Source organism: Acaryochloris sp. CCMEE 5410 (assembly GCF_000238775.2).
In the GTDB taxonomy this organism is placed as follows: Bacteria; Cyanobacteriota; Cyanobacteriia; order Thermosynechococcales; family Thermosynechococcaceae; genus Acaryochloris.
Window position 1 is genome coordinate 1 of sequence record NZ_AFEJ02000008.1, and the last position, 16031, is coordinate 16031.

The following is a 16031-nucleotide window of genomic DNA, read 5'->3' on the forward strand; positions in this document are numbered from 1 at the left end:
CTGGGAACGCTGGGCGATAACACCAATATTCTGTTTTGGGTCTCTCAGTTTCTGCTGGATCTCAATCGATATGCTCGAAAGTGTCCATCTCAGAATTTGCAGGCTGTTGTCCTATTTGACGAAGCTGATCTGTACTTGCCTGCACAGGGTAAACCATCAACTAAAGAGCCAATGGAAAGTTTGCTCAAGCGGGCACGTTCAGCCGGACTGGGCATTCTTCTAGCCACACAAAGTCCAGGAGACTTGGACTACAAATGCCGGGACCAAATTTCATCTTGGTTTGTTGGCAAGGTGAAGGAAAACACCGCTCTCAATAAGCTAAAGCCGATGTTAAGTGAGGCAAAGGTAGACGTTACCAGCAAGCTAGCAAATCAAAAAGTCGGTGAGTTCTTTACAATCCGAGCTGGAGAAGTCACTAGTCTGAAGGCAAACATGTCTCTGATTAGGGCTGAGCAGGTTCCGATTGAGACAATTCAGGAACTAGCTATCAGTTCAACAAATCATTAGAGGAACACCCTATCACTCAAATTCAGCGCCAGAAGACGACCGAAAAAACACTAGTCCAGAGATCTGTAATGTCAAAATCAAGTAACGACGATCCGTTTGACCTCGCCCGGTTTGTAGTGGCGCAGAGAGATTCGTTTGATCTAGCATTGTCTGAGGTCAAGAGCGGACGGAAGTTATCACACTGGATGTGGTATGTATTTCCTCAGCTTTCCGGCCTCGGTCGCAGTACAACATCCCAACGCTACGGAATTACGGGTGCGGACGAAGCCTATGCGTACCTTATGCATGGTGTGCTGGGACCACGCCTTCTTGCCATCTGCGATGCAGCACTATGCATTAATGGGCGATCAGCCACTGAAATATTTGGTAAACCTGACGATATGAAGCTTCGATCCTGCGCAACGTTATTCGCGCAAATTTCAAACACAGATTCCGTGTTTCATAAGCTCATCGACAAGTATTTTGATGGAAAGATGGATCCACGAACGGTTGGACTACTACAGGATAGCTGATTCAATGCTGTCTGGATTAGACACATTACCCAAAAAATGGCTAATTTAGGATAGGGAACATCATCACAATCTCCCCTCACACACCACTCAGAAACCGTGTCCACATAGGGCAGTTCAGCCTAACCTCCCACTCCCGTCAACCACTCGCCACTGGCAGTTCCGTCCAACACGTCGTATACCTCGGTGATCGCCACTTCGACTGCATTCGCCAGGTCTGCCTTAGCCCCGAAGCCGCAATCTCCAAAGTCCCACGACCAAACCGATCATTCACCTCATCCATGATCGACATCAGGCGCTTCCGTTTCTCCCAGCCCTCATCCTTCTCCCAGAGATGCCCCTGAATTGTTGTCTCAGGACACAGACCCACCATCAGCACCCCCGCTTTCTGAAATTCCCGGCCTGATTCATAGATTCGCTTCATCGCATTACGAGCAGATTCCACAATTGTCGGAGTGTAGTTGGTGGCAATGGGGAATTGCACCGTCGCAGATTGCCGAAAATACCCAGTCTTAAAAGGGCTTGTCCGTGCGAAGACAACCATTGCCTCCGATACTTGTTCTTGGTGGCGCAGCTTCTCCGCTGCCCTGGATGCATAGGCCGCAATTGCTTCCTGCAAATCCGCTAACTCCGTCACTGGCTGACCGAAAGAGCGAGAGACACAGGTTTCCTTCTTTGGTTTAGCAACCAGCTCCAGGGGCAAACATGAGATACCCCGCAACTCATGGATCATCCTCACCCCCACCACGCCCATTTTTTTGCGGATTAGCCCCTCGTTTGCATCCCGCAGCTCCTTCGCTGTCTCGATACCCTGACTCAACAACCACTTATTGTATTGGCGACCAATCCCCCAGATGTCTGCGACTGGAAAGGTAGCCAAAATCCCTTCAGCATTACGGGCAGTGGAAATATCAAACACCCCACCATACTGCTTTTGCTTTTTTGCTACGTGGTTTGCAATCTTAGAGAGAGTCTTGGAAGTTGCAATGCCAATGGACACAGGAATCCCCGTCCATTGCAACACCGTCTTACGTACCTTATGAGAGTAAGCTGTGGCCTCAGCAAATTCTGGCATTCTCATAAAGCACTCATCAATGGAGTAGATTTCTTGCTCTGGTGTAAAGGTCTCCAGAATCGTCATCACTCTGGAAGACAGGTCACCATACAACGCATAGTTGGAACTGAAAACCCGGACATCGTGTTTCTTGATCAGATCTTGCACTTTGAATAAGGGCACACCCATGATCAGACCCAAGGCTTTAGCTTTGGCATTGGCTGTGACAACACACCCATCATTGTTGGAAGCGATGATCACGGGCTTATGCTGCAAGCGAGGGTTCAGAGCTGACTCACAACTTGCGTAGAATGAGTTGCAGTCACAAAGCCCGATCAGATGCCGTTTCAAGCTTCCAGACCGTGAACTACATAGGTCACGACCCCCCAGACAGAGAAATCCATTCCCCTTTGCACAGTGATGGGAGGATAGTCTGGATTTTCGGCTGTCAGTAAAATTTTCCCTTGGGTTTTACGGAACCGCTTCACCGTAAACTCACCGTCTAGAACCGCGATTACCACGGCTCCATCCACTGGATCAATGGAGCGATCCACAACCAACAAATCCCCAGAGAATATCCCACAGCCTTCCATCGAATCCCCCTCGACTCGCATCAGAAAGGTCGCGGCAGGACGGGGAATCAAGGCATCTTGCAAATTCAGATTTTTCTGCAAATGGTCGTCGGCTGGGCTTGGGAAACCAGCAGAAACTGGAGCTGATAGAAAAGGCAGACACAGAGAATCCGCCCAAGCGACAGGGTGAACTGAGCAAATGAGCATTACATTAATATATATGTACTATTTATATTTAGCACAGTTCCAGTTATTTTCTCTAGGATATTTCTTATTCCTTGGCCGAGACTTAAAGGGGGTCTGGCAGGGAAATTGGCATAAATCCACCCAAAATCCTCGCTACAACTTCTTCCACAGCACTCTCACCAGAAACCACCAGATCAGCCACTGCAACACCAGGCTCAACTAACTCCTTATGAGTGGGCATGACGTTGGCTTGCCATTCTTGGATCACACTGGCCTTCGTTCTCAACTTATCCTTGGAATCTCGGGTAATCCTGCGCTTCATCCTTAGATCATCTGGTGTCGTGACGTAAATTTTGAAGTCTAGGCACTCCAGAATTTCAGGTAGAGTTAGAACGAAAATCCCCTCGACGATGATAAATAGATGGGGATGCACCTGGATAGTCTCTGCTTTCCGGGAATTAGCGATCATGTCGTAAATAGGCAGCTCAACTGATCGACCAGACCGCAGCCGTTCCAGATGAGCGATCATCAGATCAGTCTCCAGTGCTTCTGGTAAGTCATAGTTGCCACAGGGCATGTATCGATAATAGTGATCATGGCTGATGAGTAAAGCTTGACCTGTCCATTATTTCTTTATACGCACAGCTTTAAGGAATTAGATGAACAATTTATGAATTTGCGCCGTTTCGATAATTAGCAGATAAAGAAAATAAAAACCTCCAGTTTTAAAGTTTTACATGCACAGCTCCTTAATTTTTCATACCGAAATGAAAGGAACGTCAGCTCTTTCAACCCCTAGTACTTGTTGACAGCCATTGCAAAAATTACTGAAATTAATCCAATCAATCCAAAAGAAATAGAATTTAGTTTGGCCTTGAGGTTCAGGGGTTCCCCCTTGCTCGGGGGCAATTTAAGCGCTGCCACGACAGGTTTATCCTGTATTCTCAAACTAGGTTTAGTTACCCAGTTTAAAAATATTGCTCCCGGCAGAAGGTGCGACCTTAACACCATGCTCAGACAAGTCCGAGCAGAAGCGGACAACTACTTGCATGGAACACAAAAGTAGTGAATCACATGGGCACTGGAAAGCAGTGAAACTGGCTCTCACTTATCACAGATACTCTGAAGCACCTGCTCGCGATAGTTTTTATTCTACTCCTGTCACTGAGACCTTTTCAGGTTGTTCATTGGACGAAGTAAATCAAAATTTGAAAAAGACTTGAATCATCTGCCTATCAAGAATGTGATTTATTCATTCATTCATTTGTTGTCGGCAAATTTCTAAATTTCTTTGAATTGTAAGTGTATCGGGGTGTTCGGTGCCCATGAGCTTCTGATTCATCTGCAAGGCTTGCACATAGAGGGGTTCTGCCTCCTCATACCGTCCTTGGTAGTAGTAGAGTAAGGCCAGGTTATTGAGGCTATTCGCGACATCGGGGTGTTCGGTGCCCATGAGCTTCTGTCTCATCTGCAACGCTTGCAAAAAGAGGGGTTCTGCCTTCTTATATCGTCTTTGGTTTCTATAATTCGCTGCCAGACTCAGAATGCTATTCGCGACATCGGGGTGTTCGGTGCCCATGAGCTTCTGTCTCATCTGCAACGCTTGCAAAAAGAGGGGTTCTGCCTCCTCATGCCGTCCTTGGTCGGAGTAGAGTAAGGCCAGGTTATTGAGGCTACTCGCGACATAGGGGTGTTTGGTGCCCATGAGCTTCCGTATCATTTGTAGAGCTTGCAAAAAGAGAGGTTCTGCTTCCTCATACCGCTCTTGGTTGTAGTAGAGTTCTGCCAGGTTATTGAGGCTAGTCGCGACATCGGAGTGTTCGGTGCCCATGAGCTTCTGTCTCACCTGCAACGCTTGCGAATAGAGGGATTCTGCCTCCTCATACCGTCCTTGATTTCTGTAGAGTGCTGCCAGGTTATTGAGGCTAGTCGCGACATCAGGGTGTTCGGTGCCCATGAGCTTCTGTCTCATCTGCAACGCTTGCGAATAGAGGGATTCTGCCTCCTCATACCGTCCTTGGTTTCTGTAGAGTTCTGCCAGGTTATTGAGGCTAGTCGCGACATCAGGGTGTTCGGTGCCCATGAGCTTCTGTCTCATCTGCAACGCTTGCAAATAGAGGGGTTCGGCTTCCTCATACCGTCCTTGGTTTCTGTAGAGTTCTGCCAGGTTATTGAGGCTAGTTGCGACATCGGGGTGTTCGGTGCCCATGAGCTTCTGTCTCATCTGCAACGCTTGCAAATAGAGGGGTTCTGCCCGACCATACTTCCCCCTCTCGGATAACGAATAACCCCTGTGGTTGAGTGCGTATGCTAGATCAATTGAATCCTCTTGAACTTGAATTAATTTATAGTCTGCCAATTGGGTTTCTAATTCATTGGCTTCTTCATCCTGACCAATATGTTTCAAGATTCCAATACGGGCTTGAATAATCGATGTGTAAAATGCATGAGTTGGTCCTAGTAATTGTTCTGCTAACTGAGAGGCAATAGTAAATTGATAAAAAGCTTCACTCAGATGTCTTTCTCCCATCTGAACCATTAGATTGCCTAATAAACAGTGGCACTCAATAGCTAAATAGGTCTCATGCTTACCAATTAATTCTAGCTTTTGTAAAGCTTGCCTACAGAGATGAGTAGCATCATCAAGAGTATGAGGTGTGCTGACTATTTGGGCAGCAAAATACTGATATTGAGCAAGTTGTAAGCGTGGAACGACAGCCTGCTTTTCAATAACGCTGAGGGATAATTTACTATAGTGGATAGCTTCTTGATGCTTCTTGGATGTATTTTGCTGCTGTGTAACCAGTGCCAGTTGCATTGCGGACTCTGCAATTGCAAGATCAGAATCCTCAAGCTTTGTTTGACGCAGGGTCAATGAATTGAAGGCAGCATTGTCCGCATCATATATTCTCTGAGTTCTCAAATACGCTTCAGATAATAAGTACTCAGTCTCCGCAGCGTCAAGACCATCATCAAGCTCTACGTTCTCCCATTGATCCCGAGCTGTTTCAAGAACCTCTATCGCCAATTGAAATTCTCTAGTGGCTATATAGGATTCTCCTAGGTATAAATATGCATGGGTTTGCAGGATTTCTGATAAGTCCTCTGAATCTGTAATGTCTACTAGCACTGGAATCACCTCTTGGTGATGCTGCGCTTCCTGTTCTAGTTGGATTCGTTTAAGAACCCACTCAATGTTGTCATCAACGTTTGCAGAGAAAAGAGCATGATGGGTAGCCTGTTGGATATCACTGGAAAGCCCAGTATAGGATTCGATTCGCTGTTGATAAATCTCAAATAGCCGCTGATGGATTTCACTACTTAACACTGTGTCAATATGAGTATGCAAGTATTCTTTCCAAAGTGGGTTTAGGGAAGCTTTTTCATCCCCAAGTACCTCGATATATGGGGAATCTGAGATGATATTTTGGCTTTCTGAAAGGGATATACCTACAATCTCTGTGAGAGCTTCTAGAATCTGGGCATCCCAAAAGTTTGGAACGGAGAGTACTTGATACAGCTTGTAGAGTCTTGAACCCCAGATATCAGCTTGATTACCTAAAAGCTCTGATATGGATGAAGGGAATTTGTAGGGCTTATCGGTCCTTCCATAATGCTCATCCCAACTACTAAGAATGGCATTTAAGTACTGAGGATTGCCCAAGGAGAGATCAATCATTTTCTCTCGATGAGCTAGATCATCTATCTCATAGTCTTGAAGGATTTGATTTACTTCAGGATTAGTTAAAGGAAGAATCGGATGTTGCTCAGCATCTTCCATCCAATTCAGTTTTTTGTCTGTTGTCATTACCCATAGGATGTAGGGACTAGCTTCTGACTGATCCATCATCTGCTCTAGCCAAAGACATTGTTGAGTCTCTGGGTGAGTTTCTAGTGCCTCATATCCATCGATGAAGATCACTAATTTCTGTTTATCTGGAGGTAATTTGGACTGTTGATAATGACGTTTCAGGCTTCTAGCAAGAAAAAGAGGCAAGTATTGACTAATATCACTGGGACTCAAGCTGTTGTCTTTGAGTTCTTTTAGGTCTTCTGCCCCCCTCTCCATCCACCATTGCCTTGCTCGCTGATTGAGGTGAAGAGCAAACCAATTGAGTTTTTCCCAAAAAGAATTCAGGGATAACCCAGCTTCAAAAACCTCAATAAGTTCTGGGGTGGTGGATTTTATGAGTTCTAAAGCTGTGGAAGTAACTTCTTCTATCCCGACATCTTTGAGAAGTTCTTGCTTATTTAAATCCTTACTCGCCCCAATGATGCCTGAATAGGGACTCACCTTTCCTGTGATGGTGCCCAATCTATCTATCTTCTTCAACCTTTTTTGATAGCTCAAACTATCGAGAGGCATATAAAAATAGCGATCTGAAAGGTAGAGCCATAAGGCATAGTCAAAGACACTAAAGTCAATGTCTCTGTTTTTGAGTTGTCTACGGAGGTCAAGCAAACATTCGATAGAGGCTTGCTTGCCTTCTGTTCTTAACCCATAAGCATCCAAGCGGACAGTTGGAATGGCTTCCCTAGTGACTGACTTATACAGGTCTCTGTTGACATGCCAACTTACTTCTGGTGAACCATACAGAACCAGAATGTTACGTGCCTTGAAACCTAAAGCGCTGAACTTTTGTGTAACTGCTTGCTTATAGGTGGTGCAGGGATGCTCGAAGTGGGCTTTAGGAATGGGCACTATCGTATTTCACTGAAATGACTGAGGTCCAAACTTAATCTAATTATTTCATTCAAAGACAAAAACACCGCTGTTGGCACCTATAGCTCATAACATTTATCAGGCGTTACCTAGAGATTTACGCAAGTCTTCATGAAGACTGGAGGTCTGTAGTACACCAATGGCGGCTAGTTGTCTCAGAAATAGTGCAGCTAATTATTTAATGATTTTATTTTTCTCTCAGAAATAGTGCAGGTAGTCACGTGAGATTATCTCAGCCCCCTATTCGTTAGAAGCCCTATAAACAGGTGTTCTGAGGATTTGAGCTTCAGTCCAAATGAGTTCAGTCAATCCAACTGCCATGGCAGGAGTTCTCTGTTGAAATCGCTTTTTACCCTCCGGTACTTCAAGAGGAGAACGTAAACTGCGATGCTCTCTCACCCAGTTGTAGACTGTTGCACTCCACCAGGCAACGGCTTGACGAGTGTCACTGCGGTGAGCGAAAGCAAGTGAGCGTCTGACTTGATGAGCATTCATCCGTCGTGCAGTACCATTGAAACGCTCCACAGTTGAGGTATTGGGAGTGTTGTAACCCATTTTGTCTAGCGCCTGGTTGATGCGTTGCCAGCTCCCATGGGCTTTGCTCACCTCTACGGTTTCTAACTTTTGCCCCTGACGATGTTTGATGACTTGGACGTGGGCAAGGGTTCGAGGAATCCGGTATTTTGAGTTGGGTGGGCGCCCCATGTTGCTCTGACGGGGGGGAGGTAGGATACCCCGAAGATGATGGGGAACAGGGTACGATAACTCGCTTCTCCATCGGTCATCAGCACCAGGTCTCGGGGATGGGCCAGTCGTTTGTGAGTGGCTCGCATCAGCCTATCTATTAGGTTTATGTCACGGGGGCCAACTTCGACTTGGACGATGAATTTACTCGCAGTATCAATGGCAACGGCATCCCAACATTGCTGCTGCTTGATAGCGACGTATCCATGACGCTCATCCATCTCTAATACGTCGATGTCCAATTGCTGAGCTTCCTGCTCATGAAAGTCCTGGGCATGTTGACCAAATTTGAGGCTCAGACGTTTCACCGTGTCCGGGTGGGTATAGGTCAGGCGTGATGTTCCTTTGATAGAGGTCCCTTCTGCAATTTGACGACCTACTTCTATTGCACGAGATTCAGGAATTTTTGTATTCCAAAAGGCGGTGTTCTTGCGTTCACTGAACTCTGCTCCACAGCAACGACAGCGTAGATATCGAATCTGATCTTGTCCATAGACTTTGCGCACGATTAAATTCTCAAGGCCCGCTTGACCATAGCTCTCACATTTTGAGTTCACGCAAGCTAGCTCTGAAAGTAAAGGCCGTTTTCTCTCTTTCATGGGAGTATCTTGGCTAATGACTCCCTTCAGTAGAACCTTTTTCGGGTCTCCCTTAGCGAAAGGGGCTGAGATAATCTCACCTGACTACCATAGTGCATCTAGCTCTTGAAAACTCATTCTTGAGTATCATTACTTATAAATCAGCAGAATATTCTCTGAGTTCAGTTTGTAGCGATTCAAAGTTGTGCAGATAATTCTATAAATTGCTCATTCTTGTGCATACAAAGAAATAATGGACATGACCGGACAGACGATCCACTAAAGCTTGGGCCAACGTGGTTTTGCCTGCGCCACTACCGCCAGCGATACCAATGATTTTTGGGGTGGTCATTCGGTTCACTTTCTCTTGGGATTTTCAAGTTAAAACATAAATATGAAACAACATTATCAAAGTATTCTTTTATCACTTTGTACAAAGATAGATTTATAAACTTACAACATACGAGATTTACAAAAGTAAAAAATTACACTTTTATAAATTTGCACTTTTAGATAGTTACATTTTTTTAAGTATACAAGTATATAAATATCTACTTAGCTAAACTGTGTGAGTTCAAATTTTTCATAGTTGAACTTGTAGAAATGGATAAATATGAAAATTGTTAGTTCTGTATCTTTAGCAGGTGGCCAGGGCAAAACTACTGTTACTCTATTCACTGCCAGACTTCTGTCTGATAAAGGATATAAGGTACTTGTCATTGATGCGGATCCGCAAAGTAGTTTGACTACTTTCTTAGGGCACCAGGTTGAACCAGAAGAGGCAACACTTCTGGAAGTCCTCAAAAAAACCGTCAGCCCAACAGACGGAATCTATGAAACAGCTTATAAGGATTTGTATCTGATACCCTCAGATGATGCACTCGATTCCGTACAAGATTACCTAGCAAGTAGTGGCACGGGTGCGTTCACACTCAAAAGGCGATTAAACCGCATAAAGGATCTGTTCGATTATTGTGTTATCGATGCTCCTCCACAGCGATCTCAAATTTCATTAACGGTGATTAGTGCCTCTGATGGGGTTGCTGTTCCCGTAGAAGCCAGTGTGAAGGGTTTACAGTCACTTTTAAGAACGTCCGAACTAATTACTGATCTTAAAGAGGAGCAAGAAGCTTTCGACGGAGAAATCTTGGGTGTTATCCCCTTTAGAGACCGATGGGTGGGTATGAACCGAACAACTGAAAGTGAAAGCAACATACAGTCGATGAAGGATATTACACAAGACTGGCTTGATTCAGACTGCATCCTTCCAGCTATTCGAGAATCAGAGAAATATAAGCAAGCACTCAACCGAGGACAGACCCTACATGAAATGGGCCATGAGAGCCTTGCATATCCAATTGAAGTATTAGTTAGCAAGATTCTGGAGTTGTAACAAATGGTAGACAACAAAGATAAAGGTGATATTCGCAGTTTAATTACTAGCAAAAAGAGAAAAAAGGTACCCCCTCGTGATGCATCCCTTGTATCAAATTCTAAGAAAACTCTGCCATCAGAAGAAATTCAAACATCAGACATACCTGAATTAAAGGCTGAACTGGATTCATTACCAAAAATGGGAAAACGACTTGCAGTAAACTTACAAGAAGAAATCAGGCAGTCCTTGATGGAGTTATGCGATCAAGTTGATGTCACGCCTGACACATTTATTGAAGCATCTGTTGTTGCATTGAAATCACAACCGGAATTACTAAAAGAGATTCTGGATGATGCCCAAGTGAGATTAGCACAACGCAAACAAGCTGGTGTTATTCGCAGAACCCTTACCATGATGGAAAAGTACGGGACTTAATGCCTGATTTATTAAACAATAAAAGTGCAAAATTACAAATGAATAAATTTGCACTTTTATACTTTTGCACTTTTATATATTTAAAAGATTGTAATACAATAAATACATAATTCAAGAGCTGTTGCCGATATCCCTCGCCGGGGGGTGGTCGCTAAATTCTTCAGGGACAGGAACTATTCAGTAGCTACGATCGCAAGTCAACTACCCCTGGCTTCACAGGGACCGCACTATCCTCCGATTTTTCCTTGCCCAATTCAATGAGACGGACAGGCGGGATGTCGGAAGTTTGAGAGAAACGCGACATAATTTTGACCACAGAGCATGAACTTGCAGATCACTATATAAGATCGGGGATTTTAATTCCAGATTTGTGACCAAAATCTGTATTACACGAAAAAATACACGAAATATTGGTATGGTATCCTGGGTTTGTACAATTCTTTCCCCACCTAGGTTCTACCCTTTATGCCGTGGGGAGTGAATATCCAGGAGTCTGAAGCCGATGCAAACTCAGCTACCTGTTGCCGAAACAACGAAGACGATGCCCGCTGAGCAACGCCTCACCCTCAATAATGTTTCTTGGGACACCTATGAAAAAATTCTGGATGCCTTTGGTGAACATCGAGCAGCACATATCACCTATGACGAGGGAGTGCTAGAGTTCATGGTTCCGTTGGAAGCACATGAAAATCCGAGTGAGGCCCTTGGATCGATGATTTTTAATTTGGTCGTCGATTGCGATCTAACGATCAAATCGATGGCTTCGACGACCTTGCGGCGCAAACAGTTGCAGAAGGGAGCTGAACCGGATAAATGTTTCTATATCCAAAATGAACCGTTGGTCAGAGGCAAAACCGTTGATATAGAGAAGGATCCGCCCCCTGACTTGGTGATGGAAGTCGATATCACTCACTCAGATATCAACAAAAATGCCCTCTACGCAAAACTAGGCATTCCTGAGTTTTGGCGCTTCAATGGCGAGACACTGCGGATTCTCCAACTGAAAGACGGCCAATATCAAGAAGTGGAGGTCAGTCCTACTTTCCCTTGGTTAGACAAGAAGGTGATCTATGGCTACTTAGAGGAATGTCGCTCTCTGGGGGAGGCTCAAGCGATGAGAAATTTTCGGAAGTGGCTCCAGGAAAATAAGCCCAGTTAGAGGTTTAAGGAATGCCACTGCCCCCGAACCCCAAATGCTTAGCTTGTATTGGTTACTCCAGGGCAGAAGCCAAGCGAGTGCATGGTCCCCAAGGCGATGACTGCTGGAAGGATAATACCTGTGATCGCAAACGGAATCACTACCGTCACCGTAAGGAAAGCAATGCCAAGCGAAAGGGGGAGTATGCGGAGCAGAAGGCGAAATCAACACCAGCCGAAACTACTGAAATCCTCTCGATTCCCGTCCAAGCCCCTTCCGTGGCTCTGCTATACCTCTACAAGGAAAAGCCCAAGGATACCCATCTCCATGCCCTGGCCATCAGTGTTTGGCAGGGGAGTGAGAAGTTAGCGGAAATTGAGGCTGTCCACTGTATGGGGATGACCAATACCCAAGTGAATCGTTATTTGAAGGAGGTGCTGAAGGTACTACAAGAACGATACGGAATCACGGAGTTTGAACCCCCGATCCGCTTGGAACCTTCTGAGTGTGAAATTGCGGATTGTCCGCTGAAGGATAAGCGCCATGTTTACACAGCTTGAGCTAGATTTTGCCAGTGCGTTAGCCTCTGCTTTGGACGGACCGGAGCAGGCCCTAGGAGCAGTATTTGCAACAGTTTTCTCACTATGAGCAGCTCTGGTTGCCTAGTGAAGTATGGTCTGTGCCAGTAGTAACTAAAAAAGTGGACTTTGCTGTTAAGTTATCGTCGAGCCTTAGATTTCAGTGAACCTATTTGCCCCTCGGGCAAACTCCAAAGTTGAGTTACCGCTTCTTTCATTGAGAACTAGCCAACCTGTCAAACCAACCAGAGTAAGGACTGCTCCTGTAACAACCAACCAAATTTGGCGACTCACTGGTTTGTTCAGCTCTTTTAGAATTTCCTCTCGTGAAAGACGGACCGTCTCTTTTGCACGTTGAGTATGCTGCTGTAGCGGAGTTTGATAATTCTGAGCTGTTGATTTGGACTTAGCCGTTAAGACCTCAGTCAATTCAGCCATAGGGACATTGGAACCAGCGACAGTCGCCTTAGTATCGATGACATCCGATTTCAGGCTCTGGTAGGAGAGTGATTCAATATAATTCAGAAACTCCACCTGCCCCATCTCTAGCGTTAGATACGTCGCTTTAACTCCCTTGCCAAAGTAAACAACATCTTTTGTCCTAAGTTCGTGTATCGAACCACGCTTACCATTGATGTAAACTCCATTAGCACTGGGCTTTCCTTGAGAATTACCATCTATGATTCGATAGCGATGTCCCTGCTGAGCAAGCGGTACTCTCACTAGCATGGCATGCTGCCGGGAAGTAGACGGATCGCACAAAACAATGGCATTGGTTGCATCCCGACCGATTGAATAAGCAACCTCAGTTAATTTAATAATGCGCCGTTCCTTTCCTTCATCAATGATGAGCAGATGATGTTCCAAGGATTCGTTTGGGGAATGAGACATAGTCAAAAAAGAAAGAGTTCTGGGGTACTAATAATCGTTCGAGAAGTTTGAGTGTTGAAATGAAACCACATCTTGGATTTGGAAAAATTGGAGGTCTACTTGAAACACAGCACTTTAGATGTAGTGGCTCAGTAGTACTTGTAGACCAATAGTTTTGTTATCTAATTATTGAATAGTTCTATCTCAAGAATATTTTTCTTCCATTACAGTGATATTCAACTCATCCCACTGTGATCTGCATCACAATGATTTGCATCGCTAGCACCCTCGAACAAGTGGGGCATGAGGATTGAGCTGACGTTCAAGCAAAGAACTGTATAGGTTTACTCCCTAGAATTACGTACACATCAACGTTTTTATATTCCTCTCTGCATAGCAAATTGAGTATATTCTCTGTCGCCAGCAACTACACCCAAAAGACACGATCAAGAGAGGGTAAACCTTTCGCTAGGAATCCTATCTTCCTTAAGGCATTCACTGTTCTAGGTTTCTCATTTTGGCTGTAACGTCAACGTTACGCCTGAGAAACGCACCCTTCCTAGTGGGTACTTATTGCAACAGCCTTTTATGGATAAGCCAACTAAACAGGTACAAACCTTGAGGTAAACCTTGCCAAATCTGCCCCATCATCTTGCCACTCTTCATTCCCGAACATCCAACCACTCTGCATTATTTTCCAATCAGCAAGAACGGGGATTCGCCTTACCGCTAGCTATGGGATTGGGCTTCGTAATGGTTATTTTGGGCTTATCGACGATGATTATTGCCCAAAGCGACCGAACAACGTCCTGGAACCGGAAAGAGTCTGGGGCAAGTTTGGCCATTTCCGAAGGGGGCATGGCTCGAATGCTGTCTCAAATGACCCAGCCGAATAATCGAATTTTATTGACGCGAAGCTACGATACGATCAATCCAAAAACTGGAAGTACCTATCTTGGTCCTGATGGCATTCTCAATTCTGGGGATGAAGAAGCAACTGCTGTTGACGAATGGACAGGATATACGGGCACCACTTCATCTCCGTGTGACACTACTGCAACGACAATTACGCCTAGTATTACAACCTCAGGAGCAATGAGTTCTGGTGGTCAATATCAACTCAAAGCCTATCGGTATAATCCCACAGAACAAACGGGGACTCTGCTCATAGAAGGGAAACATGGAGAACGAGTGTCTTATGTGCTTTCTACACTAGTCATACAGTCCGAGATAGAAAATTTCCCTGGTGTTCTAGCAATGCAGGGGGCCTTTATTCGAGGGCGTACCCTCATTGGCCAACATGCCAATCTCTACTACGATCCGGCTTGGTCTGCGGACAACAGCTTGACGGATAAGTCAGCACCGAGTGATAGCGATCGCTCCTCGTATCTCAACGCCATTTACTCAACAGCAACGGATGGTCCAGGTAATGATCTCATTGCAGGCAACATTGTGGGATGCCAAATTACGCAGACACTATCAGTGGACTTACCTGGAACAGTTACGAGTTTAGGCAACGTTGAGAGTAGCACCACTCTCTCAGCGGTCAACAGCCCCTACCATATCCAAGAGCTGAAACTGGATGGTGCAGATGTAGTGAACGTGGATACGACAGATGGGCCGGTCTACCTTTATGTCACTGACTCCTTTGAACTACGAGGCAATTCTCAACTGAGAAACACTCGCTCGGATGGTCAACAGCCACGAGTGGGAGATTTACGGATTATTGTTCATAATTCAATTGGTTCAACGCCTCCTATCGATTTATTTGATAACTCTTGTATTGACACTGCATTCATTTACAACAAGATTAATGATCTCCACTTACAGGGGACTGGAGATGGTTGCCCCAGTAGTGGAAATACCAATTTTGATGGTGTCGCTTGGGTGGAAGATGTTGTCAGTTCCATCAACATTGATCCCCATACTCGTATGGTGCCATCCGAAGATGATGACATTATCACGACCAATGGCAGCACCAGTGGAATTCGAGTGCCCAATAATGTTTCCAGTCTGGCTGATGTAGTGGGGGGTGTTGGCATCACCCCCAACAATAAGTTTGGCTATGTGAAACATTGGCAACGGGTGAGGTTGTAGTCATGCCTCAAATTAGATCGATGCGCCAAACCACCCTGTGGTTATGGTTGTATTTGAAGCGCCCGAAAGTGTCTTCATCGGTAGATGCTTCAAACCCACTCTTTGAGGCTGATAGCGGGTTTACTTTAATCGAAGTATTGGTAGCCATGATTGTTGCTGCAGTGTTTGTCTCCATGACCATGCAAGCCATCGTGACTTCAGCGGCCTTCCGGGTGGTTGCCACGCAATATGACGAGGCCGTGAGTTGGATCCAGGAAGACTTGGAAACCGTTGTCAATCAAGCAGCACAATATGAAATTACGACTCAACCCTATTCCTCTCGATGTCTAGCTACCCTCAGCAGCGATGGGTTTGCATCAGGTTTTCTCAATGATTCAGTCACGGGGTTAGGGGGAGCCTCCGCAACCATTGGTCCAAGAGCATTAGGTGGGAAATACTATACCCTTACTCGAACCGCCAACTATACAAGTTCTTCTGATCCATATCGGTTGTTAAACATCACTTATCAAGTGACGGAACAAGGAGGCAGTAAACCGATAGCCATAGTAAATACTGAGGTGATTCCTCACGCCGTCTTCAAATGCCCCTGAAACCATAGTTAATATGACGCCGCCATCTTGGCCAGATACGACCTGAATGGGTGAACTCTCAAGGGTAAGATTTTC

Annotated in this window: 15 protein-coding genes and 1 pseudogene; 8 read left to right on the forward strand and 8 right to left on the reverse strand. The window is 45.3% G+C overall.

Annotated elements, in window-relative coordinates; genetic code table 11:
• Both ON05_RS36655 and ON05_RS36660 read left to right on the forward strand, forming a co-directional pair.
• A pseudogene (locus ON05_RS36655) lies at nt 1-507 on the forward strand (ATP-binding protein); the annotation flags it as partial.
• Nucleotides 508-575: 68 nt separating this feature from the next.
• Nucleotides 576-1019, forward strand: a complete 444-nt coding sequence (locus tag ON05_RS36660; protein WP_010478581.1) for a DUF1810 domain-containing protein — start codon at nt 576-578, stop codon at nt 1017-1019.
• Nucleotides 1020-1155: 136 nt separating this feature from the next.
• Here ON05_RS36660 and ON05_RS36665 read toward each other — a convergent pair whose 3' ends face one another.
• From ON05_RS36665 to ON05_RS36695, 7 genes are all read right to left on the reverse strand, one after another.
• On the reverse strand, nt 1156-2346 hold the full coding sequence (locus ON05_RS36665; protein ID WP_262562730.1) for a Y-family DNA polymerase: 1191 nt from the start codon (nt 2344-2346) through the stop codon (nt 1156-1158).
• 71 nt (nt 2347-2417) lie between these two features.
• Nucleotides 2418-2849: a LexA family transcriptional regulator gene (locus ON05_RS36670; protein WP_010478577.1), complete on the reverse strand. Its 432-nt coding sequence runs from the start codon at nt 2847-2849 to the stop codon at nt 2418-2420.
• An 82-nt stretch (nt 2850-2931) separates the two neighbouring features.
• A complete protein-coding gene (locus ON05_RS36675; protein ID WP_262562731.1) occupies nt 2932-3357 on the reverse strand; it encodes a uridine kinase in 426 nt (141 codons plus the stop codon).
• A 723-nt stretch (nt 3358-4080) separates the two neighbouring features.
• Complete coding sequence (locus ON05_RS36680; protein ID WP_262562732.1) at nt 4081-7530, reverse strand: tetratricopeptide repeat protein; 3450 nt, start codon at nt 7528-7530, stop codon at nt 4081-4083.
• A 261-nt stretch (nt 7531-7791) separates the two neighbouring features.
• Nucleotides 7792-8256, reverse strand: coding sequence for a hypothetical protein (locus ON05_RS36685; protein WP_262562733.1), 465 nt, complete (start codon nt 8254-8256; stop codon nt 7792-7794).
• Entirely contained in the window at nt 8169-8852 is a 684-nt protein-coding gene (locus ON05_RS36690; protein WP_236619103.1) for a transposase, read from the reverse strand. Before ON05_RS36690 ends, ON05_RS36685 begins: the two co-directional genes overlap by 88 nt.
• A 238-nt stretch (nt 8853-9090) precedes the next feature.
• On the reverse strand, nt 9091-9225 hold the full coding sequence (locus ON05_RS36695) for a hypothetical protein (RefSeq protein ID WP_236619102.1): 135 nt from the start codon (nt 9223-9225) through the stop codon (nt 9091-9093).
• A gap of 261 nt (nt 9226-9486) precedes the next feature.
• Between ON05_RS36695 and ON05_RS36700 the strand changes: the two genes are divergently transcribed.
• From ON05_RS36700 to ON05_RS36715, 4 genes are all read left to right on the forward strand, one after another.
• Nucleotides 9487-10266, forward strand: coding sequence for a ParA family protein (locus ON05_RS36700; RefSeq protein WP_010478563.1), 780 nt, complete (start codon nt 9487-9489; stop codon nt 10264-10266).
• 3 nt (nt 10267-10269) lie between these two features.
• Nucleotides 10270-10683, forward strand: a complete 414-nt coding sequence (locus ON05_RS36705; RefSeq protein WP_010478560.1) for a hypothetical protein — start codon at nt 10270-10272, stop codon at nt 10681-10683.
• A 502-nt stretch (nt 10684-11185) separates the two neighbouring features.
• Entirely contained in the window at nt 11186-11842 is a 657-nt protein-coding gene (locus ON05_RS36710; protein ID WP_010478559.1) for a Uma2 family endonuclease, read from the forward strand.
• An 11-nt stretch (nt 11843-11853) separates the two neighbouring features.
• Nucleotides 11854-12381 (forward strand): hypothetical protein, encoded by a 528-nt coding sequence (locus ON05_RS36715; protein ID WP_262562728.1) that lies wholly within the window; start codon nt 11854-11856, stop codon nt 12379-12381.
• Between the two features lie 171 nt (nt 12382-12552).
• Here the strand turns inward: ON05_RS36715 and ON05_RS36720 are convergent, their stop codons facing one another.
• Nucleotides 12553-13266 (reverse strand): FHA domain-containing protein, encoded by a 714-nt coding sequence (locus ON05_RS36720; protein WP_262562729.1) that lies wholly within the window; start codon nt 13264-13266, stop codon nt 12553-12555.
• Between the two features lie 642 nt (nt 13267-13908).
• On the opposite strand from ON05_RS36720, the gene ON05_RS36725 reads away from it, so the two are divergent.
• On the forward strand, nt 13909-15366 hold the full coding sequence (locus ON05_RS36725) for a hypothetical protein (RefSeq protein ID WP_050857526.1): 1458 nt from the start codon (nt 13909-13911) through the stop codon (nt 15364-15366).
• A 2-nt stretch (nt 15367-15368) separates the two neighbouring features.
• Nucleotides 15369-15956 carry a type II secretion system protein J gene (locus ON05_RS36730; RefSeq protein WP_010478552.1) on the forward strand — a complete coding sequence of 196 codons (588 nt, stop codon included), beginning with the start codon at nt 15369-15371 and terminating at the stop codon, nt 15954-15956.
• The last annotated feature ends 75 nt before the right edge of the window (nt 15957-16031 follow it).